Consider the following 22,417-nt stretch of genomic DNA (forward strand, 5'->3'; position numbering starts at 1 on the left):
GGTATATTCCCATACGCGCCCCGGCCGATTACGGATTAAACGGCCGCTGCCTGTTGGTTTGTAGCTTTGAAAACACCGCTCGCCGGCTGAGGTTGCCTCCGCTGGCTATCCGCTTCCTTTCCCCGCCTCGCCATGTTGCTCACCGAGTCCCGCCCCGACGGCTTCACCATCAGCACCGACCCCGCCCGCCTCGACGTGGCCGCCATCCACCGCTACCTGGCCCACGATTCCTACTGGGCTAAAGGCATTCCGCTGGATACCGTGGAGCGGGCCATTGCCAACTCGCTGCCGTTTGGGCTCTACACACCCGAGGGCCAACTGGCCGGTTTTGCCCGCATCGTTACGGATTACGCCACGTTTGCCTGGCTCTGTGACGTATTCGTGCTGCCGGCGCACCGCAGCCAGGGGCTGTCGAAGTGGCTGATGCAGGTGGTGTGGGCGCACCCGCAGCTGCAGGGCCTGCGCCGCCGGCTGCTGGCCACCCTCGACGCCCACGGGCTGTACGAGCAATTCGGTTTCGCCCCGCTGGCCGCCCCCGACCGGTTTCTGGAGATTCGCCAGCACAATCCCTACGGCGTCGAAACGGCCAATTAGCGCCGGTACGTCAGCATTGCTGCGTTGCGCCCGGGCACTCGCGCTGAGACAAGCCGGCTCTGTATCTTGCCGCTCTCCTCACTCCCCACTCCGTTTCATGCCAATTCCCGCCCCCCGGTTCCTGCTGCCTGCCGCGCTGCTGTTCTTAGCCGCCTGCTCCGAGCAGAAGAAAGCCCCCGCCGAAACCGCCGCCCCCGCGCCCCCGCCGCGCCTTGACACCATCGTAGCCGCCGCCTCACCCGCTGCCCCCGCGCGCCCCGATACCGCCTACGTGCACGACGTGGCGGCCTACCTCGCCGGCCAGTCGGTAAGCAAATCCAGTGACCTGCAGCCACTCGCCGCCCAGCCCGCCTGGCAGGCCTTCGCCACCGATGCGGATAAGAGCTGGACCAGCTACCACGCCACCCGCACCACCAAAATCGAGCAGTGGGCCGCCACCGAGCTGGACTCAGTGCGAACGGCCAGCCCCATCGTGTTCTACCCCTTCAGCGGCCCCGACCTGCTCAACGTCGTGACGATGTTTCCGGGTAGCAGCACCTACGTGCTGGTGGGGCTGGAGCCGGTGGGCTCCGTACCGCGTCGCGCCACGCTCAGCAACCCCCGGCTGTTTCCGGCCCTCAAGGCGTCGTTGTGGTCGGTGCTGAACTTCAGCTTCTTCCGCACCAACGACATGGCCGTCGACCTCAAATCGGTAGAGCTGGATGGGGCCCTGCCTCTGATGATGCTTTTTGCGGCTCGTACCGGCCACCAGATTCAGGAGGTGCGCTACGTTCAGCTCTCCACCGAGGGCCAGTTGACTGCCGCCGACAGCACCGTCATTCGTAAGCCCGGCCCCAAGGTCATCCCCGGTGTCGAGCTGATCATGCTCAGCCCGGCCGGCAAAGAGCAGAAGGTGCAGTATTTCTCCGCCGACATCAGCGACTGGAAAATGGGCACCAACAAGGAAGCCGTGGTGCAATATGTGGCCAGCCTGGGGCCGCTGACCACGTACGTGAAATCGGCCACCTACCTCATGCACAAGCCTTACTTCAGCAAAATCCGCAACCTGATTCTAGCCCGCAGCAACTACCTGCTGCAGGACGACTCCGGCATTGCCATGAAGTACATTCCTGCCACCGACTGGCGCTTCACCTACTACGGCACCTACAAGCGCCCCATCAACCTGTTTGCCAAGCACTATCAGCCCGAGCTGACCCGCGTCTACACTGATACCACCAACCGGCCGCGGCCCCTGCCTTTCGGCACCGGCTACAACTGGCGCCAAAACGATTCCAACCTGCTGCTGGCCCGCCGTAAAGCAGCGTTGTAACTACGGCGACCCATAAGCCGCTACCAAGCAGCCAATCTGAACGAGCCATGGCCATTGCCGTGGCTTGTTCGTTTATCCGATGACGGCCACAGCAAACAGATGGTTGGGAAGCCAATTGCTCATCCGGGGTAGGGGAGACGTGCAAGCCCGTAAATACGGCCGCGCTACTCTATATATAATAGGAGAGGCAGCCTGTCCGATCCAGATGCCCCGTCTTCCGCTGATTACCTAGTATGCGAAAATGAGCCACTTCTAAATGAGCCACTCTTATATAATACGTCAGCTTGGGTTGTGGATGCTGCTGGGCTGGCTGGCGCTACCATCTTTGGCTATCGGGCAAAATGCCGCATCAGTCCCCCCGGCGCCTACTCCGCCCGGTGCCTCCTCAACGGCGCGGCCTGCCGCCAACAGCTCGCTACTCGACAGCCTGCTGCACACCGACCCCCAGCTGGCCCGCATCGCCGACAACCCCCGCGAATACGAGCTGCAGATCATCTACACTCAGATCAGCCGTGACGAGCACAACCAGCCGCATTTCGTCCAGCACAACTTCCAGCTTGACGCCCGCCAATATTTTAACCCGGCCAGCCTCGTGAAGCTGCCCACCGCCGTGCTGGCGCTCGAAAAGATCAACCAGCTGGCCCGGCCCGGCCTCACCCGGCGCAGCCCCATGGTTACCGGCACCGCCTTCCGCTGCCAGACCGCCGCCCCCTACAACCCCGCCGCCGACTCCGACCAACTCAACACCGTCGGCAACTACATCAAACGGATGCTGCTCGTCAGTGACAACAACGCCTACAATCGGCTCTACGAGTTTCTCGGCCAGCGCCCCCTCAACGAACGTCTGGCGCAATTAGGCTACACCGATACCCGCATCGTGCGCCGTTTCGCCCCCTGCGACCCGGAGGCCAACCGCCACACCAACCCCATCAGCTTTTTCACTACCGCCGGCCAGCCACTCTACCAGCAGCCTGCAGCTGTCAACCCTGAGCCGTTCAGTTATCCGCTGGGCCGTATCACCAAAGGCCGCGCCCATCAGGCCGGCGGCCGCATCATCACCCAGCCCTACGACTTCACCACCGCCAACTACCTTCCCCTGCAGCACGTCACCGACATGCTCAAGGCCATTCTGTTTCCGCAAGCCACCCCCGCCGCCCAGCAGTTCCAGCTAACTCCCGACGATTACGCCTTCCTGCGCTATTATCTGCACCGTACCCCGCACAGTTCAGCCTACAAGCCGTATGCCGGCACTCAGTATTTCGATGCCTACAAGAAGTACCTCTACTACGGCCGCCGCCCACAGGCACAAACGAACCCCTCGCTGCATATCTATAATGTAGTCGGCATGTCGCACGGCTATTTGGCCGATGTGGCCTACTTCGCCGATGCCGCCACCAAAACCGAGTTTATGCTCAGTGCCGTCGTCTACGTCAATCACGACGGCATTATCAACGACGGCGCCTACGAATACACGACCATAGGCCTGCCTTTTCTGGAAAAGCTAGGCCAACGTCTATGGCAGTTCGAAACCCAACGCCCCCGTCAGTTTACCCCCGATTTGTCTGTTTTATTTGAAATGGAAACAGTCAGGTGATTTTTTTTGACGCTGGCTGAACTATTAAACAGCGCTAACCGGTTGCCTTTCAGCGTGCGTGCCCCGGCGCAGCGGGTCGGCCAGGAGAAATCTTCCCGCTCCCGCTTGCACCACAAAAACCCGCCGCGTACTTTTGCACTCCCAATCCGAAACGCGGAGCAGGACCGGCCGCCTCGGCAGCTAAAAAAAGAAAGTGGACGCGGGTTGCAAATCGCGGAAAAGTTCAGCTACCTTTGCAGCCCCCTTCAGCGCCTCCGGGCGCCAGGCCCTGAAAAAAGTTTGCTTTCAGGCTTGCAAACGAAGAAATTATCCACGTACCTTTGCAGCCCGCTTCAACCGGAAGCCGGCACCCACCGCAGAAAAGCACAAAAAAGAAACTTCGGTTTCCTCTTGGTTTTCCTGCTTCGCTTCTTACCTTTGCAGCCCGCTTCACACGGAAGGGGACAGCCGGAAAGAAAGGCCAGCGAAAAACACCAAAAATTTTTCTTGCCGATTACAAAAAGCTGCTTACCTTTGCAGCCCGCTTCGACCGGAAGGGGACAATGAACACCGCTTACCGACTCTTCTATGAGTCACTGGGTTTCACCGATCGGGTGCAACACACGTTCTTTGAATGGATGGAAATGACAAATTGGTAAGCTTCGCCGCTGCCACTCGCAAGAGCGGTAGGGGCGAAGAACGAAGCGTGACTTGGGTGAACAAGACAAGTCAACACTACCGGGTCGGATCAGCACTTGACATCAGCCCATGTTCGCATGGGTGTAGAGAATTTCTTACAATGGAGAGTTTGATCCTGGCTCAGGATGAACGCTAGCGGCAGGCCTAATACATGCAAGTCGAACGGGTATAGCAATATACTAGTGGCGCACGGGTGCGTAACGCGTAACCAACCTGCCCTTGACTGGGGGATAGCCCGCCGAAAGGCGGATTAATACCGCATAAACCAACAGCACGGCATCGTGTAATTGGTAAAGATTTATTGGTCAAGGATGGGGTTGCGTGACATTAGCTAGATGGCGGGGTAACGGCCCACCATGGCGACGATGTCTAGGGGACCTGAGAGGGTGATCCCCCACACTGGCACTGAGATACGGGCCAGACTCCTACGGGAGGCAGCAGTAGGGAATATTGGGCAATGGGCGAGAGCCTGACCCAGCCATGCCGCGTGCAGGATGAAGGCCTTCTGGGTTGTAAACTGCTTTTCTCAGGGAAGAAAAAGAGGATGCGTCCTAAACTGACGGTACCTGAGGAATAAGCACCGGCTAACTCCGTGCCAGCAGCCGCGGTAATACGGAGGGTGCAAGCGTTGTCCGGATTTATTGGGTTTAAAGGGTGCGTAGGTGGCCCGTTAAGTCCGGGGTGAAAGCCCACAGCTCAACTGTGGAACTGCCCTGGATACTGGCGGGCTTGAGTCCAGACGAGGTTGGCGGAATGGAAGATGTAGCGGTGAAATGCATAGATATCTTCCAGAACCCCGATTGCGTAGGCAGCTGACTAGGCTGGTACTGACACTGAGGCACGAAAGCGTGGGGAGCGAACAGGATTAGATACCCTGGTAGTCCACGCCGTAAACGATGGATACTCGCTGGTGGCGATAGACAGTCACTGGCTTAGCGAAAGCGGTAAGTATCCCACCTGGGGAGTACGCTCGCAAGAGTGAAACTCAAAGGAATTGACGGGGGCCCGCACAAGTGGTGGAGCATGTGGTTTAATTCGATGATACGCGAGGAACCTTACCTAGGCTAGAATGCGCGTGACCGGTTCAGAGATGGACCTTTCCTTCGGGACACAAAGCAAGGTGCTGCATGGCCGTCGTCAGCTCGTGCCGTGAGGTGTTGGGTTAAGTCCCGCAACGAGCGCAACCCCTATGTTTAGTTGCCAGCGGATAATGCCGGGGACTCTAGACAGACTGCCTGCGCAAGCAGTGAGGAAGGCGGGGACGACGTCAGGTCATCATGGCCCTTACGCCTAGGGCTACACACGTGCTACAATGGACGGTACAGAGGGTCGCTACACAGTGATGTGATGCCAATCTCGCAAAGCCGTTCTCAGTTCGGATCGAAGTCTGCAACTCGACTTCGTGAAGCTGGAATCACTAGTAATCGCGTATCAGCAATGACGCGGTGAATACGTTCCCGGGCCTTGTACACACCGCCCGTCAAGCCATGGAAGTCTGGTAGACCTGAAGCTGGTGCTCCGCAACGAAGCCAGTTAGGGTAGAACAGGTAACTGGGGCTAAGTCGTAACAAGGTAGCCGTACCGGAAGGTGCGGCTGGATCACCTCCTTTCTGGAGCTATCCGACTCGGTTGACTTGCCGAAGCCACGACCGGCACTCTTATTACACTTACCGATTGGTCATTTCCTTCATTCACTGATTTTAGTAGGACGCGAGTCTTACGAACAGGGCTTGTAGCTCAGGTGGTTAGAGCGCTACACTGATAATGTAGAGGTCCCTGGTTCGAGTCCAGGCAGGCCCACTGTTCAACTGGTGGGAACGCTGCCAGGACAACAATCCGGGGGATTAGCTCAGCTGGCTAGAGCACCTGCCTTGCACGCAGGGGGTCAACGGTTCGACTCCGTTATTCTCCACTTCGGTGTCAATCGGACACCTAAAGTAGTGCACACACATATAGGAGTAGCGTCGCAGGATACTACTCTTACTTTTCCCCTCAATAGGAGGAGAAAACGTTCTTTGACGTAAGGATAACAAGAGAGAAAAACAAAGAAAAGAAAGTGATTACCCCTAGTGGATAATCACCCGAGCCCGCTCCGTCTTCGGATGGAGCACAAGAGAAGTAAGTAAGGGCACACGGGGGATGCCTAGGCTCTCAGAGGCGATGAAGGACGCGATAAGCTGCGAAAAGCTGCGGGGATTGGCACATACGAGGTGATCCGCAGATGTCCGAATGGGGCAACCCCACCACGTGAAGCGTGGTGACCATCTACGTTTGTAGAATGGGGCAAACCCAGGGAACTGAAACATCTAAGTACCTGGAGGAAAAGAAAATAACAATGATTCCCCAAGTAGTGGCGAGCGAACGGGGAGGAGCCCAAACCGGGTTGGTTACGGCCAGTCCGGGGTTGTAGGACCTCAACATCTGATTGTGTTACTTTAGCTGAACGACGTGGGAAAGTCGATCGTAGAGGGTGAGAATCCCGTAGGCGAACTGGTAATGCACGGTAGAGGAATCCTGAGTAAGGCGGGACCAGAGAAATCCCGTCTGAATCCGGCGGTACCATCCGCCAAGGCTACATACTCCTGAGAGACCGATAGTGAACTAGTACCGTGAGGGAAAGGTGAAAAGAACCGGGAATACCGGAGTGAAAAGAACCTGAAACCGTGTGCTTACAAGCAGTTAGGGGGGCTTCGTGCCCTGATAGCGTGCCTTTTGCATAATGAGCCTACGAGTTACTCCTCTCTGGCAAGGTTAAATGCTTAGAAGCATGGAGCCGCAGCGAAAGCGAGTCTGAATAGGGCGCAGAGTCAGAGGGGGTAGACGCGAAACTTTGTGATCTACCCTTGGGCAGGTTGAAGGTTGGGTAACACCAACTGGAGGACCGAACCAGTTTCCGTTGAAAAGGATTTGGATGACCTGAGGGTAGGGGTGAAAGGCCAATCAAACTGAGAAATAGCTCGTACTCCCCGAAATGTATTTAGGTACAGCGTCGGCGTTGAGTTACGTGGAGGTAGAGCTACCGATAGGACTAGGGGGTGTCATAGCCTACCGAATCCTGACGAACTCCGAATGCCACGTAATATAGCCGGCAGTGAGGCTTGGGGTGCTAAGGTCCCAGGCCGAGAGGGAAAGAACCCAGACCATCTGCTAAGGTCCCTAAATTCGGACTAAGTTGAACAAAGGAGGTCCACTTGCTTTGACAGCCAGGAGGTTGGCTTGGAAGCAGCCATTCCTTTAAAGAGTGCGTAACAGCTCACTGGTCGAGCGAGAGGGCATCGATAATACGCGGGCATCAAGTCCGGTACCGAAGCAATGGATTTGACATGAAAGACTGTCAAGTGGTAGGGGAGCATTCCAGCAGCGGAGAAGGTGTATCGTCAGGTATGCTGGAGCGGCTGGAAAAGCAAATGTAGGCATGAGTAACGATAAAGGGGGTGAGAAACCCCCTCGCCGATAGACTAAGGTTTCCTGCTCAACGCTAATCGGAGCAGGGTTAGTCGGGACCTAAGGCTACGCCGAGAGGCTACGTCGATGGACAGCGGGTTGATATTCCCGCACCTAGGATTTGGAGTGATGCAGTGACGCAGAAGTGAAAGTACCGCGAGCGGACGGAAGTGCTCGTTAAAGGGTGTAGGTATAGGCGGGGTAGTTAAGTACGCCCTGTTTGCTGAAACCTGATAGTACTCTACGGCCTCGGCCACGGAGATAGTGTACCTAATCAGACTGCCAAGAAAACCTGCTAAGCGTTTACTGAATTCTAGCCCGTACCGCAAACCGACACAGGTAGTCAAGGAGAGAATCCTGAGGCGCTCGAGTGAATCATGGCCAAGGAACTCGGCAAAATGGACCTGTAACTTCGGGAGAAGGGTCGCTTCCTCCAGCGATGGAGAAGCCGCAGTGAAAAGGCCCAGGCGACTGTTTAACAAAAACACATGACTTTGCGAACGCGCAAGCGGAAGTATAAGGTCTGACACCTGCCCGGTGCCGGAAGGTTAAGAGGGGAACTTAGTCGCAAGGCGAAGGTTTGAATCGAAGCCCCGGTAAACGGCGGCCGTAACTATAACGGTCCTAAGGTAGCGAAATTCCTTGTCGGGTAAGTTCCGACCTGCACGAATGGTGTAACGATCTGGGCGCTGTCTCAGCCATGAGCTCGGTGAAATTGTAGTCTCGGTGAAGATGCCGAGTACCCGCCACGGGACGGAAAGACCCCGTGCACCTTTACTATAGGTTGACATTGACGCTGGGTAACACATGTGTAGCATAGGTGGGAGACGTTGAACCAGGGCCGCTAGGTTTTGGGGAGTCGCCGTTGAAATACCACCCTTGTGTTGCTTGGTGCCTAATCTGGCAACGGAGACAGTGTCTGCTGGGTAGTTTGACTGGGGTGGTCGCCTCCAAAAGAGTATCGGAGGCTTTCAAAGGTCCGCTCAATCCGCTTGGTAACCGGATGTAGAGCGCAATAGCAGAAGCGGGCTTGACTGTGAGGCCTACAAGCCGAGCAGGGTCGAAAGACGGATATAGTGATCCGGTGGTTCCGCATGGAAGGGCCATCGCTCAAAGGATAAAAGGTACGCCGGGGATAACAGGCTGATCTCCCCCAAGAGCTCATATCGACGGGGAGGTTTGGCACCTCGATGTCGGCTCGTCACGTCCTGGGGCTGGAGAAGGTCCCAAGGGTTCGGCTGTTCGCCGATTAAAGTGGCACGCGAGCTGGGTTCAGAACGTCGTGAGACAGTTCGGTCCCTATCTGTGGTGGGCGTTGGATATTTGACAGGACCTGACTTTAGTACGAGAGGACCGAGTTGGACCAGCCGCTCGTGCACCGGTTGTGACGCCAGTTGCAGCGCCGGGTAGCGACGCTGGGATGAGATAAGCGCTGAAAGCATCTAAGTGCGAAACTCACCTGAAGATGAGATATCCTATATAGGAAGAGTCGTCGTAGACCACGACGTAGATAGGCGGTAGGTGTAGAGGCCGAAATGCCACAGCCGAGCCGTACTAAGGACTCGAACGCTTTGCTTGACAATGCTCGAAACTTCGATGTTTTTCTCTTTTGTCCTTACGTCAACGGTTTTGTTGGCAGCTCGCCTCGAACACAGAGCTGCCGCACCAGTAATGGTGGCTTTAGCCCGGGTGTTCACCTCTTCCCATTCCGAACAGAGTCGTTAAGCCCCGGAGCGCCTATGGTACTGCCTTCATCGGTGGGAGAGTCGGTCGCCGCCAACCTTACTGTTTTGACCCGCACGGGTCACCCCAGCGCCCCCGCACTTCATCGTGCGGGGGCGTTTTGCGTTTATGCACGGGCGTGACTGTAGGATAGAGCTGTTGCTGTAGGAATAGAATGAGTATGCTGACCTGCTACCCTCTATCATACTCTGTGTGCCACTATGATTGCGTAGGTGCGTTGATCTTCACAATCTTGTAGTAGTTGAGTAGCTGTATTTTGCTGATTCGCTGTCGTTACCACACACAAAAAGAGCACCCTGCCACGACGTGTTATGGCAGGGTGCTCTTTTTGTATCTTATGACAACAACAGCTACTTTTTAGGGCCTGCTACTACCTCTATCATGTCAGCAGGAGAGAGGTACTGTTGTGCTAGGGTAAGCAGTTCGTCAGCGGTGAGCTGGTTTACCTGCTCAATAAAGTTGGTGTAATAGTTAGCAGGAAGATTCAGGAACACGATGTTCTTGTACTTGTCGCACTGCTCGAATACCGTGCTGAGCTCGTTGGCAAACTTGCCAGTCATGTAGTTCTTGACCGTCTGAAGTTCCTCGGCCGGGATACGTTCGTTCTGGAGTATCCGGAGCTCGTGATGGATTTCCCGGATGGCGGCATCGGCGCTATCGGCGTTGACATCGGTGCCAATGACGAAGGAGGTAGCGTGCTCGCGGGGGCCGATGCTGGAATAGATTCCGTAAGTAAAGCCTTTGTCTTCGCGGATATTCTTCATCAGGCGCGAGCCGAAATAACCACCCAATACTTTCACCAGCAACTGCAACTTGTGGGTGTCAGGGTGGGTGAGAGCGGGCCACTGGCGGCCGATACGGAGCGACGACTGGATGCTTTCAGTGACGGTGACATAATCCTGGGCGGGGTGGCTGGCCAGAGACAATGACGCTTGGGCAGACGATGGAACAGTAGCGTTCTGCGCAGTACCGAGAAGCTCAGATACCAGCGTTTCATCGGCAGAAGCCACATCACCGCACAAAAATACCTCGGCCTTCCCCAGCGCATAGTTGTGACGGTGGAACGCCTGCAAAGCCTCCTGAGGAACGGCAGCAAAAAGCTGCTCGTTGAACGTGCTGCCGTAAGGGTGGGTGGCGCCGTAGAGGTTGTGGGAAAACCGCTCAGCGGCGAGGTAGCTGGTCTTTTGGCGCTCTACCCGCACGTTCTGGATGGTGCGGTTCTTGAGCAGCTCCAGTTCGGTTGTGGGAAAGGTTGGGTTGGTGAGGACATCCTGCACCAGCGGGAGTAGGCGGGGCAGATGGCGGGTGAGGCAATACAGCGTGAGGGTGGCGCGGTCGAAGCTTTGCTCGCACTCCAGCGAGGCGCCGTAGAAGGCTACTTCGTCGGCTATCTGGCGGGCAGTGCGGGTGTGGGTGCCTTCGAGTAGCATGCGGGCCGTGAGCAACGAGACGCCGGGCGCGGATTCGTACCACTTGCCAGCGGGCACCACCACCTGCAGGCGCACTACAGGCTGGGCATCGTTGCGCATTACGTGCAGGCGCGCTCCGTTAGGGAGCGAAAACACGTCAGCCGCGGGCAGCGTTACGCTGGCCAGCGGCTGAACGGGAGGAGCGACTTGTCGGTCGAGCATCAGCAATAGAAAAGGGTTAGTTGACCGTAGAGCCGGAACCATCGCCAAAGGCTTGTTCCAGCTCGTTGAAATTGAAGTTGAGCGAAATGCGGATCGTTTGCGACAAAGGGTTGGCGCGGGAGTTGGGCACCAGATAAGCGCCGTCCACACCAAATACCTGGTAGCGCACGCCCAGGCCGAAGCTCAGGTACTGCCGGTCGCCTTTCACGCGGGGCTCATAGAAGTAACCTACGCGGGCCATCAGCAGATCGTTGTACGTGTATTCGGCGCCGGTTGAGAGGTTGATTTCGCGCAGCTCTTCGCTGAATCCGCCGGGAGCGTCACTGAAGGAACCCAATGCAGCGGCTACAATGCCTTTGTTACGGCGGTCAGTATTCTCGGCATTCCGCCGGGCCACATAAGCGGCGTCGGACGGCGAAGCGCCTTCCTCATAATACGGAGTGGGCGTGAGCAGCTTGGCGCCGTCGGCAGTGAGCGTGATTTTGTTGTAGGCGTCCAGCTCGCGGGTGAGGGCGAAACCGAGCTTCAAGCGGGTAGGCAGGAAGTCGGCCTGAGAGGTGCTGGTATAGGTGATTTTGTTACCGATGTTGGTGATGGTACCACCCAGACCCAGGTTGTAATCGGCGGCGCCGATAGACAGGTCCTTATTGTAATAGGCGCCCAGATCGACGGCGGCAGCATTACCGGGCCGTGAATCGCCGCCCCCGCCGGTCAGGTTGGAGCGAATGAAGCGCGCGGCTACGCCCACGCCGAAGTTGTCAGTCAGCTTCTGGCCGTAGGCTACGCTGAAGGCGTATTCCTTGGGATTGTAGTCGCCTAGCGAAGCATTGAAGTCGTCGCGAAAGGAGATGGTGCCGAGGTCGAAATACATCAACGAAGCCGAGATGGCCGAGCGGGCGCCGATTTTGGCGGTACCCGACAGATAGGCTAGGCCCATGTCGTCGGTGACGTTGCGCAACCAAGGCGAGTACGACGGGGAGAAGCTGTACTTGGTGGTGATGAAGCCCAACTTGCCGGCATTGTGGTAGCCGGAGTTGGCATCAGGCGACGTCGCGACGCCCGCTTCCCCCAGAGCCGCCGCGCGGGAGTCGGGGCTGATTGTCAGAATCGGAACAGCCGTGGTGAGCGTATTCGGTTCGGTTTGGGCCGCGCCAATCAACGGCAGGCCGATAAATCCGGAAAGCAGCGCAAAACGCACGGACGGCTTCAATGGGGTCATACAGGAGAAGAATGAGGAACGCAGAAAGGTAGGCGAAAATGCCAAAGGGTTAATTCAGAATGACCAGTTTTTCGAACTTGGTGGCCGTGGCCTGGTCTTTTTGCGACCGGACGCTGACGCGGTACACGTACACGCCGCGGGCCAGCTGGTCGTTGAACTCGTCGCGACCGTTCCACGACAGCGAAGGGTCGGAGAAGTTGGCCGGCACGTGCGACGCACCGCTGCCCACCGTGGTTTGCAGCGTCCGGACGAGGCGGCCCGAGACGGTGAAAATCTGCACCTGCACGTCGAGCACATCCTCGGCGCGGTTGTGGTCGAAGTGGAAGGTGGTGGTGGTGGAGAACGGGTTAGGGTAGTTGAGCACGTGTTTCAGGGCCAGCTTGTCGGTGGAGGCGGCAATGAACTCTACGTCGCGGATGGCGGAGTTATTGTAGGTGTCCCAGGCTTTTAGGTGCAGCACGTGCGGGCCAGTGGCCAGATCCTTGAACAAGTATTCTACCCGGCCCGACTGGAAGCTGTCGACGCTGGCCACGTAGAACGAGTTGAGGATGGTGAGCTTGGCGGGGTCGTTATCGAGGGTAGCCGTGATTTCGTGGCCGATACCGGAGCCGGTGGTGTTGATGCCGCTTTCGTCGAAGAGGCGGGCAATGAGCGTGGTGGTGTTGCTGGTGAGGCCACCGAACACGAACTTCTCATTATCCATGAACAGGCGGATGCGGGGCGGAATGGTGTCGGCGTTGGCGGTGGTGGAGGCGCCGCCTACCGGTACCGACCGGTAGCCGTGAGCATCTACGATGGCGCCCGAGCGGTTGGATGCATACAGACTCACTTTCCCCAGGCCCAGGCTGTAGTTGATGTCGCGGGGCACGACGAACTGCACCGTGAAGCGGCCGTTGGTGATGGTGGCCTGACCGTCGTAGATGATGTTTTCCTGCACCTGAATGGGCAGCGGTACGTCCAGCGGCGAAGTGGCCAGCGTGGTGATGGTGCTGGGCTTTTCGTACACCGTAATTTGGGCGGTGCCAGAGAAGTTGGGGTTGATGGAGGACGAGACGGCGGCCGTATTGCGCACCGAGCCCGATAGCCGCACCTTCGACAGGGCCGTGAGCGGCTGGTTATACGAGGGCGTGAGCACTACGCCGTTGATGGAATCCAGCGTCATGGCCACATCGGGGCGGGCCAGCCGGGTGCTGGGGTCGCCGAGCAGCACATAGTTGCGGTTCAATGGATCTGTAGAGCCAATGGCCTTGGAGTAGCGGGCCGCGTCGCCGATGCGGGTGGCCTGGCCGCTGCGCACCGATAGAATAGAGTCTAACAGAGGCGTAATCAGTGTGCTGGAGGCATAGACGAGGCGGGTAGTGGTAAACAAACCCATGGCCCCACCTTCCACGTCGGTCAGGGTCAACTCCCCGGCGGAGGTTTTCTCGGGGTTGTCGTAGTAGCTGAAGTCGCAGGTGCCGGTGACCATGAACGTCTGGCGGCTCAGGTTGCGCAGGCGTAATACCGACTCGCGAGTCAGGATTTTCTCGTCGGTGAGGGCATCGGGGCCGCCGTGGCCGGTATAATTGATAATTAGGGAGCCCTGCTCAAACGATTCATCCACGGCCCGCTCGGCCTCCGGCGACCGTTCGCCGTTGGCGTTGATCTGCGGGTACATATCGAGGTAGACCTTGCGGAAGTTAAATTCGGGATGTTTGTTACTTACCTGGCTGATAAGTGGCTCAGCATAGTCACGCGGATAAGCGCTGTTATCCTGGTCGTCAGCAATAAAAGTGAGGCGGTTGCGCCACTTGCCCAGAGAAGGCCGCAGGTCGTAATCCTTGAGTTTCTTCACCATTGCAGCCGCTTGGATGGTAGAAGACGGCTCGCCTAATGGGGTGCGAACAGGAAGCCTGCCCACAGCCACGTCCATAATGCCATCGGCACCTCCAAATTCTAACCATTCACCCTCATTATCATCGAGAATACCAAAATAGTCATCTGAGCAGAAGGTCTGCGCTCCAAAGCCATTTTCTCTTCCGAAAATCTGGGCAAACGACTCGCGCGACTCGTAGGTCGGCACGTAGTTCTGCGCAATCCGGTCACCGCTGCCGGGCACGCGCTTGGTCCACCAGTCGGGCAGGTTGGCAGTGTTGGTGAGGTTGGAAGGTTTGGATTTGTAGTCGTAGGAAGCGTCGCCGAAGAGCAGCAGGTACTGGTTGCGGCGCGGCGAGTCGCGCTGGTCGTACACCATCTTCATCATGTCGCGGATAGCCGACACGTCCTGGCTGCCGCCACCAAACTCGTTGTACACCTGCGTGGTGGTCACGACGGCTACTTTGAGGCCATCGTTGGTGCGGCGCCAGTCGGCCAGCTCCTGTGCCTGCGCCCGGAAGGCTGGGTAGGTTACAATCACCATATCCAGGTCGCGGGCGGGGTTGAGGGTGCCGTGCAGATCCTGGTTGCTGATGCGGCCGAAGCTGCGGGGCGTAGGGAACGAGCCAGCGGGGTCAAAGGCGACAAACTCGCGCAGCGAATCGGTAGGCGCCACAAACGTGCCCGCGCCGTTGGGGGCATAGGCGCGGGGCCGGCGCGGATTAGTTACGTCCCAGACCTGGGTGGTGCCGCTGCTGCCGGCCAGCGTGAAGGGCGTAACACTGCCGGCGCGTACATTCTCAAAGGAGCGGAATTCCAGTAGCGAGCCAGCCAGCCGCAATGGCCGCCGGGCATTCACTTCCAGATAATCAAGGTAGCCATCGGCCGCAGCGTCGGAGCTGGAAAAGGTGAGGCCGAGCCGTAGGGGTGCGCTGGTAAGGGTAGGAACGACAGTTTGGGTCTGCACGCTGGTAGCGGCATATTCGGGATATTCGATGCGGCCGACAGCCGGAATGCTCTGCACAAGCGTTGAGGAATTAACCGCAATACGGAACGCCTGACTGCTGGTAGAGCGGCCGGCCAGCGAGGCCGTCACCTGCACCGGCGCGCCGGCTACTAGGTCGGTCAGGTCGGTGTCGAAGTTCTGGGTGGCGTTGCTGGAGGCGGTGAAGCCTTCGCCCAGCCACACCCGGCCCGATTTGGCCAGGTTCACCAGTTCCCGCTCCCAAAACCAGCGGGCCGCATATTGCGTGACGGCCGGGGCGTTGGCCGCGCCAGCGGCGGGGGCGGCCGTCACGCGGCGGCCCGTGCGCGGGGCCGGGGCCACCGTCAAGAAGTAGTAGGCAGTATCAGAATAGATGTTCTGAATGTGGCGGAAGCGCTGGGTGCCGGCCGTGGGGTCGGGCTCCCACACGTGCGGGCCGCGGGCATAGAACAGGAAGTACTCGTTGGCGTCGAGGGTGGCGTTGGCGTCGCCGGAGAAGTACACGGCGTTTTCCACTAGGTCGTCGGGGCGGCGAGTGCTGATGGCCTGGGGCAGCAGGCCGGTGGCGTTGCCGTAGATCTGCAGGCGGCTGGGGTCGAGGGTTTGCACGTCGAAGCCCATAGCGGCCAGCGCGGTGCGGTCTAGCTTGAAGATGCCGCTCCGGTCGACGCCTATTTTGTGCCAGGTGCCGGCGCGCAGCACCGAGTTGGGCGCGTAGCTGATGGCCTGCCCGCGGCGCACGACCGGCGGCGCCAGCGTGTAGCTGTACTCAAACGATACCAGTTTCTCGGGCTGGCCTGACTGGGCGCTGCGCCGGATGGTGGGCAGCAGCACCAGCGTGACGGGCTGGCCCTGCTCGGTACCGGTGAACGGTGTGGGCGTGGGGCCGGCGTCCTTGAAATTCTTGAGTAGCGCGGCGTCAGTGGCGGAAAACGGCTCGTACACGGCTTTCTGAACCTGGCCCTCAGCCACGGTGCCGGGCACCGACACGACGGTGTAAGCCTGCAGCATACCGCGGCGGGGCTGCATGCCCGCAAACGACGGGATGCGCTGCAGCTTCCCATCAGGACCTACTACCTCGGCGGCACCCTGCCAGGTGAGCTGGCGCGAAACCGAGCGGCGTCCGTCCTGAGCCAGCCCCGGCAGGGCCAGCCCCAGCAGCAAATAGCCGCAAACTACCAGGAAAGTAAAGTAGCGCATAGAGTTTTGGTCAATAGAGCGTTAACGCGTGGCAATCTGTGGCCCTGCAACAAGCCAGATCAGGCACCGGTTCACTGCGGCGTACCTGAAATGGATTAACTCTCTGGGTATGCAAATATTGTGATGTAGCAGCACAAAAATCAGCGGGTGGCCGGCCGCACCACCGACAGCAGCACGTAGAGCAATACGATAAGCGGAACCGCCGCGGATTGCAGCCCCGCCAGCAGCCCCACCGACAGCAATAAGAACACGAAACGCAGCGAATTGTCCTGCCAGGTGAGGTTTTTGAACTTGAGGGCGAACAGCGGAATTTCGGCCACCAGCAGGCCCGACAGCAGCAGCGTGAGGCCCAGCAGTACCCACGGATTCAGAATCAGGGCCGAAACGCCGAACGAGTCGTAGGTGAGGATGAGCGGCAAGGAGGCCACCACCAGCGTGCAGGCCGGCGTGGGCAGCCCGATGAAGGAGTCGGACTGGCGGGTGTCGTTGTTGAACTTAGCCAGCCGCAGCGCCGAAAAGATGCTGATGGTGAAAGCCAGGTAGGCGAGGCTGATGGGCAGGCCGTGCATCGGCAGCACTTGCTGGAGCAGCTTAAACAGGATGGCGCCCGGCACTACCCCAAAAGACACCATGTCGGCCAGCGAATCCAGGTCTTTGCCAATCGGCGACGACACGTGCAGCGCCCGCGCCACCAACCCGTCGAGGAAGTCGGCTACGGCCGCAATGCCGATCAGGTAAGCCGCCAGCACCAGTGGCCGCCAGGTGTCCGCCGAGAACATATACCAAGGGCCGCCGCCCTCAATCTGGGCCGAATTCATACCCAGGATAAAGGTCAACGCCACGCAGCCGCACAACAGGTTCAGGCACGTCAGGGCGTTAGGAAGATGCTTTTTAATAGCCATGAAGGGAAGCCTAGCGCAAAAACGGATTGGAACGGCGCTCGGCGCCAATAGTGGTAGCGGGGCCGTGACCGGGATATACCGTTACATCGTCGGGGAGGGTGAGCAGCTGGGTGCGGATGCTCTCAATCAGGGTGGCGTGGTCGCCGCCGGGCAGGTCGGTGCGGCCGATGCTCTGCTGAAACAGCACGTCGCCGCCGATGACCACCTTGGTAGGGGCGTGGTAGAACACCACGTGGCCGGGGGCGTGGCCGGGCGCAAAGCGCACCTCCAGCTCGGTGTCGCCGAAGCGGACGGGCGTGCCGGGTGCCAGGAAGCCGGTGGGCTCGGCGGGCGAGTAGTGCGGGAAGCCGTAGCTGGGCGCGTAGGCCGGCACGGCCCGCAGCGTGGCCAGGTCGGCCTCATGAATCAGAAACGGCACCTTATAAGTGTCCAGCACAAACTGGTTGCCGAATACGTGGTCGATGTGGCAGTGGGTGTTCAGCAGCAGCACCACCTGCAGCTGGTGGTCGGTGATGAACGCCTGCAAGGCAGCCTGCTCGGCCCGGTCGTAGCAGCCGGGGTCTACCACCACGCACTGGCCGGTGGCATCATGAAGCAGGTAGGTATTCTCGGAAAAGGCGTTGAAGGTAAACCCTGAAACGGTCATGCAAAAAGGAAAAAGGTACGCGCGTTGGAACTGCGTGGTAAGTTACGAGTCTTACACTATTAAGAACGGCGCCGCCGCCCCCGCGCTACGCGTTGGCGGCCGAGTACGGCGCGCTTCTGCTACCTTGCTCATCATGACCGACTACGATTACCTGATATTGGGCCACGGCATTGCGGGCGCCACGCTGGCCTGGGAGCTGCGCCGCCGCGGCCACCGCGTGCTGGTGCTCGATGCGCCCAACCCCAACTCGGCCTCCAACGTGGCGGCCGGCCTCATCAACCCGGTGGCCGGCAAGCGCTTTGCCCTGGCCTGGCGCGCCGACGAAATGATTACGGCCGCCGAGCAGCTCTACGGCGACATGGCCGCCCATTTCGGCGAGCAGTTTTTCGTGCAGCTGCCGGTCTGGAAGCTGTTTTCGTCGGTGGCGGAGCAGAACACCATGCTGGCCCGCAGCGCCGACCATCCGTGGCAGGATTTCGTGGAAGATGCCGGTGCGCCATTGCCGCCGGTGCCAGGCATCCGCGACGAATTTGGGGGGCTGCGCATCCAGCGCGGCGGCTACCTGCGGCTGCGCGAATTGCTGGCGGCCCTCACCGCCGAAAGTCTGGCCAACGGAACCCTGCAGCACGAAACTTTTGACTGGCAGCAGCTCGTTACCGGCCCGGCGGGCGTAAGCTACGCCGGGCGGATACAGGCGCGGCATTTTATTTGCTGCGAAGGTGCCGCCGCGCTGCAGAATCCTTTTTTCAGCTGGCTGCCGCTCACGCCCAACCAGGGCGAGGTATTGGATGTTGATTGCCCGGGCCTTTCGGAGGCGCAGGTAATCAACAAAGGCGCTTACGTGGTGCCGCTCGGCAACGGGCAGTTCCGGGTGGGCGCTACGTACCGCTGGCCGCCCTTCGCCGAAGGCATCACGCCCGAGGCGACGCAGGAGCTTAGCCAGCGCTTGGCCGCCGCCGTCAGTCTGCCCTTTGGGGTGGTAGAGCAGCGGGCCGGCGTGCGGCCGGCCGTGCGCGACCGGAAACCGCTGCTGGGGCGGCATCCGGAAACGCCGGAAGTGAGTATCTTCAATGGCTTCGGCTCGAAGGGCGTGCTGCTGGCTCCGCGGCTCGCCATCCTGCTGGCCGATTATCTGGAACACCCGGAGGCTGAGTTGTGGCCCGAGGTCAATATCCGGCGCTACCAGGCGTTGTATACCGCGGCCCAGTCGGCTGCGGGTTTTTCTTCCTAAGAACCCTCAGAGTGGCTGGTGCCCGGAGCGCGCCGGTGGCTTACTTACCGAATCGACTACTATATGAAGCACGTATCCTTTTTTCGGTGGCTGAAGTCGGCCCGACAGCTGGCGGTGGTAAGTGGGGTGCTGGTGCTGGCGGCGGCCGGCGCTACCCAGGCCCAGACCTCGCAGGAGGCCTTCGGGCGGGTGCGGATTCAGTACAAGGACTTCGACTGGCAGCTGCTCAGCACCCAGAACTTCAATATCTACTACTACGGTGGCGGCGACGTGAGTGCGCGCCGCGCCGCCGAATATGCCGAGCAGGAGCTGCAGCGCATCACGGGGCTGGTGGGGTACTATCCGTACTCGAAAACCACGGTGATGCTCTACAACTCGGTGAGCGACCTGCGCCAGAGCAACATCGGCCTCGACCAGGACAAGTATCAGACCGGCGGCGAAACCGACATCACGCGCATGAGCAAGGTGCAGCTGGCCTTCCAGGGCCAGCAAACCCAGTTCAAGCGTGACCTGAGCTACCAGGTGACCCGCGTGCTGCTCAACGACATGATGTACGGCGGCTCACTGAAGGAAGTCATCCAGAGCACCTACCTGCTGCAGCTGCCCGACTGGTTTGTGGGCGGGGCCTCGGCCTACGCCTCCGAGGGCTGGAGCGTGGAAATGGACGACTACATGCGCGACATGACCCGCCAGTATGAGGGCAACCGCACGGCGCCGTTTTTCCTGCGCAACCCGCAGCTGGCCGGCCAGAGCATCTGGAACTACATTGCCGAGCGCTACGGCTACGCCAGCATCCAGAACATCCTCAACCTCACGCGCATCACCCGCGACGTGGAAGTGGGCATCAGCTCCTCGCTGAATGTGCCCTACAAGCTGTTTCTGAAAGACTGGCTGGCCTACTACCGCCAGCTTAATGCCCAGCCCCAGACGGCTTTCATCGACTTGGACGAGGCCCGCGCCCTCACCGGCAGCAACCGCAAGAATATTCAGTATTCGGAGCCGGTGCTGAGCCCCAACGGGCAGCAACTGGCCTACGTGAGCAACGAGCGGGGCCGCTACCAGGTGCTGGTGGCCAACCGCGACGGCTCGGGCCGGCACACGGTACACCGCGGCGGCTACAAAACCCCCGGCCAGCAGGTGGAAACCCGCCTGCCGGTGCTGGCCTGGCGTGGCAACGGCCAGGTAGCCGTGGCGGAAGTGGAGAAAGGCCTCATGAGCCTGCACCTGCGCCCGGCCGATGGCGGGGCCTCCGGGCTGGTGGCGCGCCTGAAGGAGGCGCTGCCCTTCGTCGGCGACAAGGGCTCGTCTATTTTCGAGCCGTTTCAGCAGGTGCTGGGCTTGAGCTACTCGCCTGATGGCAAGTCGCTGGTGTTTACGGGCGTCTCGAATGGGCAGGGTGACCTGTACGTGTTGCGTGCCGGCAGCCGCCGCCCCGAAAAGCTCACCAACGACGTATTCGACGACGTGGAGCCGGTATTCCTGCCCGGCGGCAGCGCCATTGCGTTCAGCTCCAACCGCTGGCTGGACTCGGCCGGCACGGCGCGGGGCAGCTTCGGGGGCGTCGTTAATAACTACGACCTGTTTCTGTACCACCTCGATGGCCGCGCCCAGCCGGTGGAGCTGCTGGTGAGCACCATTTCCAATGAGCGCCTGCCCCGGGCCGTTTCCGACGACGAGATTCTGTACCTGGGCGAGGAAAGCGGCATCCGGAGCGTGTACCGGTATTCGCTGCGCACCCGGCAGCGCACGCCGGTCAGCACGTTCCGCACAAATATCAAGGGCTTCGACTACAACCCGGCCACCACTACGCTGGGCTTCGTGACCACCGACCGCGCCCGCGACTTCGTGTATCTGTACCCGAGCTACTCGCTGCCCGACAACGTGGTGCTCTACAAAACGGCCCGCCAGGAAACGCTGGAAGACCGCTCGAAGCCGGCCTCGGTGAAAGCCGCCGCGCCGGCGCCGGTTTCGGCGCCAATCCCGGCTGCTCCGGAAACCCAGCCGGAGCAGGCCGCCAGCCCGACCCGCAACGCTAATGCGCCCATCAACACCAGCGACTATCAGTTTGATGAGGACCTGCCCGCCAGCCGCACCGGCACCGCCACCCGCCGGACACGCACGGCCCCAACCGTAGCCGCGCCAGTGGCCCAGGCTCCGCTGGCCGCTACCCCGCAGGCCGCCAGCGGCCCGTTCCGCTACGATACGCGCTTCAACATTGACAACGTGGTGTCGTCGCTGTACTCTGATCCGCTGCTGGGACTGGGTCTGATCGGGCAGGTGAACATGTCGGATCTGTTTGAAAACCACCGCATCCGGGCCGGCATCTTCGCCCTCACCGACCTGCGGACCAGCAACATCTTCGCCGAGTACACCAACCTCAAGCACCGCTACGACTGGAGCATCCGCTACGACAAGCAGGCCTACTTCTTCGATATTCAGGCCCTGGGCCGGGTGCGCTTCGGACGCCACGAAATAGCGCCTACCATTGCCTACCCGCTCACCCACAACCTGAGCGTGCGCGGCGGCCCGCGCTTCGTGAACATCTCCAGCAGCCGCTTCGACGAGCTGTCGGGGGCCAACGACATCAACCGCAACTACCTGGGCATAAACGGCGAGCTGGTGTTCGACAACGCCGTGTCGACGGGCGTGAACATGCTGGAAGGCACCCGCATGAAAATCGGGGTGCTGAAGCTCAATAGCTTCGACGGCAACAACCAGGACTTCGGCAAAATCTACGTGGACCTGCGCCATTACCAGAAAATTCACCGCCAGATCATCTGGGCCAACCGGGCCAGCTACGGGCAGTTTTTCGGACAGAACAAGCAGCAGTTCCGCCTCGGTGGCATGGACAACTGGCTGAACTATGACTACCAGGACCAGCAGTTGCTGCCCTCCACCTACTCCACGGCCGAGCCGTCGGATATCTTCTACCAGCAGTTCGTGACCAACCTGCGGGGCTTCAACTACAGCAAGCGGGTAGGCCCGCGCTACGTGCTGTTCAACTCCGAGCTGCGGGTGCCGATTGTGCAGTATCTGTCCAGCAAGCCTATCTATTCCGGATTTTTCCGCAACCTGCAGCTGACGGCCTTCGGCGACGCCGGTACGGCTTATTCCGGCAACAACCCCTTCAACGAGAACAATTCGTTTAACACCCAGGTGGTAGGCGGCAGCGGCAACGCCTTCACGGCCACCGTCATCAACTTCCGCAATCCGATGCTAATTGGCTACGGCTTTGGCGTCCGGACGACGCTGTTAGGCTTCTACGGCAAGGCCGATCTGGCCTGGGGGCAGGAAGACTACGTGCAGAAAGGCCCCAAGCTCTACCTCACCCTCGGCTACGACTTCTAGCAGCACTTTATCCTCACCACGAAGCGGCGCTTCGTTTCG

11 protein-coding genes, 2 tRNA genes and 3 rRNA genes are annotated in these 22,417 nt (G+C 59.7%); 11 read left to right on the forward strand and 5 right to left on the reverse strand.

Annotated features, from left to right (window positions below; translation table 11 throughout):
* The first annotated feature begins 132 nt into the window (after positions 1–132).
* From O3303_RS17760 to rrf, 9 genes are all read left to right on the forward strand, one after another.
* Positions 133–594 carry a GNAT family N-acetyltransferase gene (locus tag O3303_RS17760; RefSeq protein WP_269559713.1) on the forward strand — a complete coding sequence of 154 codons (462 nt, stop codon included), beginning with the start codon at positions 133–135 and terminating at the stop codon, positions 592–594.
* Positions 595–691: 97 nt separating this feature from the next.
* Positions 692–1,903: a hypothetical protein gene (locus O3303_RS17765; protein ID WP_269559714.1), complete on the forward strand. Its 1,212-nt coding sequence runs from the start codon at positions 692–694 to the stop codon at positions 1,901–1,903.
* A 256-nt stretch (positions 1,904–2,159) separates the two neighbouring features.
* Positions 2,160–3,497, forward strand: coding sequence for a serine hydrolase (locus O3303_RS17770; RefSeq protein WP_269559715.1), 1,338 nt, complete (start codon positions 2,160–2,162; stop codon positions 3,495–3,497).
* A gap of 320 nt (positions 3,498–3,817) precedes the next feature.
* Positions 3,818–4,135, forward strand: a complete 318-nt coding sequence (locus O3303_RS17775) for a hypothetical protein (protein ID WP_269559716.1) — start codon at positions 3,818–3,820, stop codon at positions 4,133–4,135.
* A 137-nt stretch (positions 4,136–4,272) separates the two neighbouring features.
* Positions 4,273–5,785, forward strand: a 16S ribosomal RNA gene (locus O3303_RS17780).
* 116 nt (positions 5,786–5,901) lie between these two features.
* Positions 5,902–5,975: transfer RNA gene (locus O3303_RS17785), tRNA-Ile, on the forward strand.
* Between the two features lie 38 nt (positions 5,976–6,013).
* Positions 6,014–6,087: transfer RNA gene (locus O3303_RS17790), tRNA-Ala, on the forward strand.
* Positions 6,088–6,287: 200 nt separating this feature from the next.
* Positions 6,288–9,197: ribosomal RNA gene (locus O3303_RS17795) — 23S ribosomal RNA — on the forward strand.
* A gap of 92 nt (positions 9,198–9,289) precedes the next feature.
* Positions 9,290–9,401, forward strand: a 5S ribosomal RNA gene (rrf, locus tag O3303_RS17800).
* Together the 16S, 23S and 5S rRNA genes with 2 tRNA genes alongside form the textbook arrangement of a ribosomal RNA operon.
* A gap of 311 nt (positions 9,402–9,712) precedes the next feature.
* Here the strand turns inward: rrf and O3303_RS17805 are convergent.
* The 5 genes from O3303_RS17805 to O3303_RS17825 form a co-directional block, all read right to left on the reverse strand.
* Positions 9,713–10,993 carry a M16 family metallopeptidase gene (locus tag O3303_RS17805; protein WP_269559717.1) on the reverse strand — a complete coding sequence of 427 codons (1,281 nt, stop codon included), beginning with the start codon at positions 10,991–10,993 and terminating at the stop codon, positions 9,713–9,715.
* A gap of 16 nt (positions 10,994–11,009) precedes the next feature.
* Complete coding sequence (gene porV / locus O3303_RS17810) at positions 11,010–12,212, reverse strand: type IX secretion system outer membrane channel protein PorV (protein WP_269559718.1); 1,203 nt, start codon at positions 12,210–12,212, stop codon at positions 11,010–11,012.
* 49 nt (positions 12,213–12,261) lie between these two features.
* The gene (porU, locus tag O3303_RS17815) at positions 12,262–16,251 is read right to left on the reverse strand and encodes a type IX secretion system sortase PorU (protein ID WP_269559719.1); all 3,990 of its coding nucleotides are present in this window, start codon (positions 16,249–16,251) and stop codon (positions 12,262–12,264) included.
* A gap of 140 nt (positions 16,252–16,391) precedes the next feature.
* Complete coding sequence (locus O3303_RS17820) at positions 16,392–17,153, reverse strand: CDP-alcohol phosphatidyltransferase family protein (RefSeq protein WP_269559720.1); 762 nt, start codon at positions 17,151–17,153, stop codon at positions 16,392–16,394.
* A gap of 10 nt (positions 17,154–17,163) precedes the next feature.
* Positions 17,164–17,799 (reverse strand): MBL fold metallo-hydrolase, encoded by a 636-nt coding sequence (locus O3303_RS17825; RefSeq protein ID WP_269559721.1) that lies wholly within the window; start codon positions 17,797–17,799, stop codon positions 17,164–17,166.
* Between the two features lie 133 nt (positions 17,800–17,932).
* On the opposite strand from O3303_RS17825, the gene O3303_RS17830 reads away from it, so the two are divergent.
* On the forward strand, positions 17,933–19,030 hold the full coding sequence (locus O3303_RS17830) for an NAD(P)/FAD-dependent oxidoreductase (protein ID WP_269559722.1): 1,098 nt from the start codon (positions 17,933–17,935) through the stop codon (positions 19,028–19,030).
* A gap of 63 nt (positions 19,031–19,093) precedes the next feature.
* Positions 19,094–22,378, forward strand: coding sequence for a TolB-like translocation protein (locus O3303_RS17835; protein WP_269559723.1), 3,285 nt, complete (start codon positions 19,094–19,096; stop codon positions 22,376–22,378).
* Positions 22,379–22,417 lie beyond the last annotated feature (39 nt).

Origin of the sequence: Hymenobacter canadensis (assembly GCF_027359925.1) — a bacterium.
GTDB classification, from domain to species: Bacteria; Bacteroidota; Bacteroidia; order Cytophagales; family Hymenobacteraceae; genus Hymenobacter; species Hymenobacter canadensis.

Bases quoted from the DNA above. Each gene is read 5' to 3' on its own strand.
- O3303_RS17760 (WP_269559713.1), top strand. From the start codon at position 133: ATGTTGCTCACCGAGTCCCGCCCCGACGGCTTCACCATCAGCACCGAC.
- O3303_RS17765 (WP_269559714.1), top strand. From the start codon at position 692: ATGCCAATTCCCGCCCCCCGGTTCCTGCTGCCTGCCGCGCTGCTGTTC.
- O3303_RS17770 (WP_269559715.1), top strand. From the start codon at position 2,160: ATGAGCCACTCTTATATAATACGTCAGCTTGGGTTGTGGATGCTGCTG.
- O3303_RS17805 (WP_269559717.1), bottom strand. From the start codon at position 10,993: ATGCTCGACCGACAAGTCGCTCCTCCCGTTCAGCCGCTGGCCAGCGTA.
- porV (WP_269559718.1), bottom strand. From the start codon at position 12,212: ATGACCCCATTGAAGCCGTCCGTGCGTTTTGCGCTGCTTTCCGGATTT.
- porU (WP_269559719.1), bottom strand. From the start codon at position 16,251: ATGCGCTACTTTACTTTCCTGGTAGTTTGCGGCTATTTGCTGCTGGGG.
- O3303_RS17820 (WP_269559720.1), bottom strand. From the start codon at position 17,153: ATGGCTATTAAAAAGCATCTTCCTAACGCCCTGACGTGCCTGAACCTG.
- O3303_RS17825 (WP_269559721.1), bottom strand. From the start codon at position 17,799: ATGACCGTTTCAGGGTTTACCTTCAACGCCTTTTCCGAGAATACCTAC.
- O3303_RS17830 (WP_269559722.1), top strand. From the start codon at position 17,933: ATGACCGACTACGATTACCTGATATTGGGCCACGGCATTGCGGGCGCC.
- O3303_RS17835 (WP_269559723.1), top strand. From the start codon at position 19,094: ATGAAGCACGTATCCTTTTTTCGGTGGCTGAAGTCGGCCCGACAGCTG.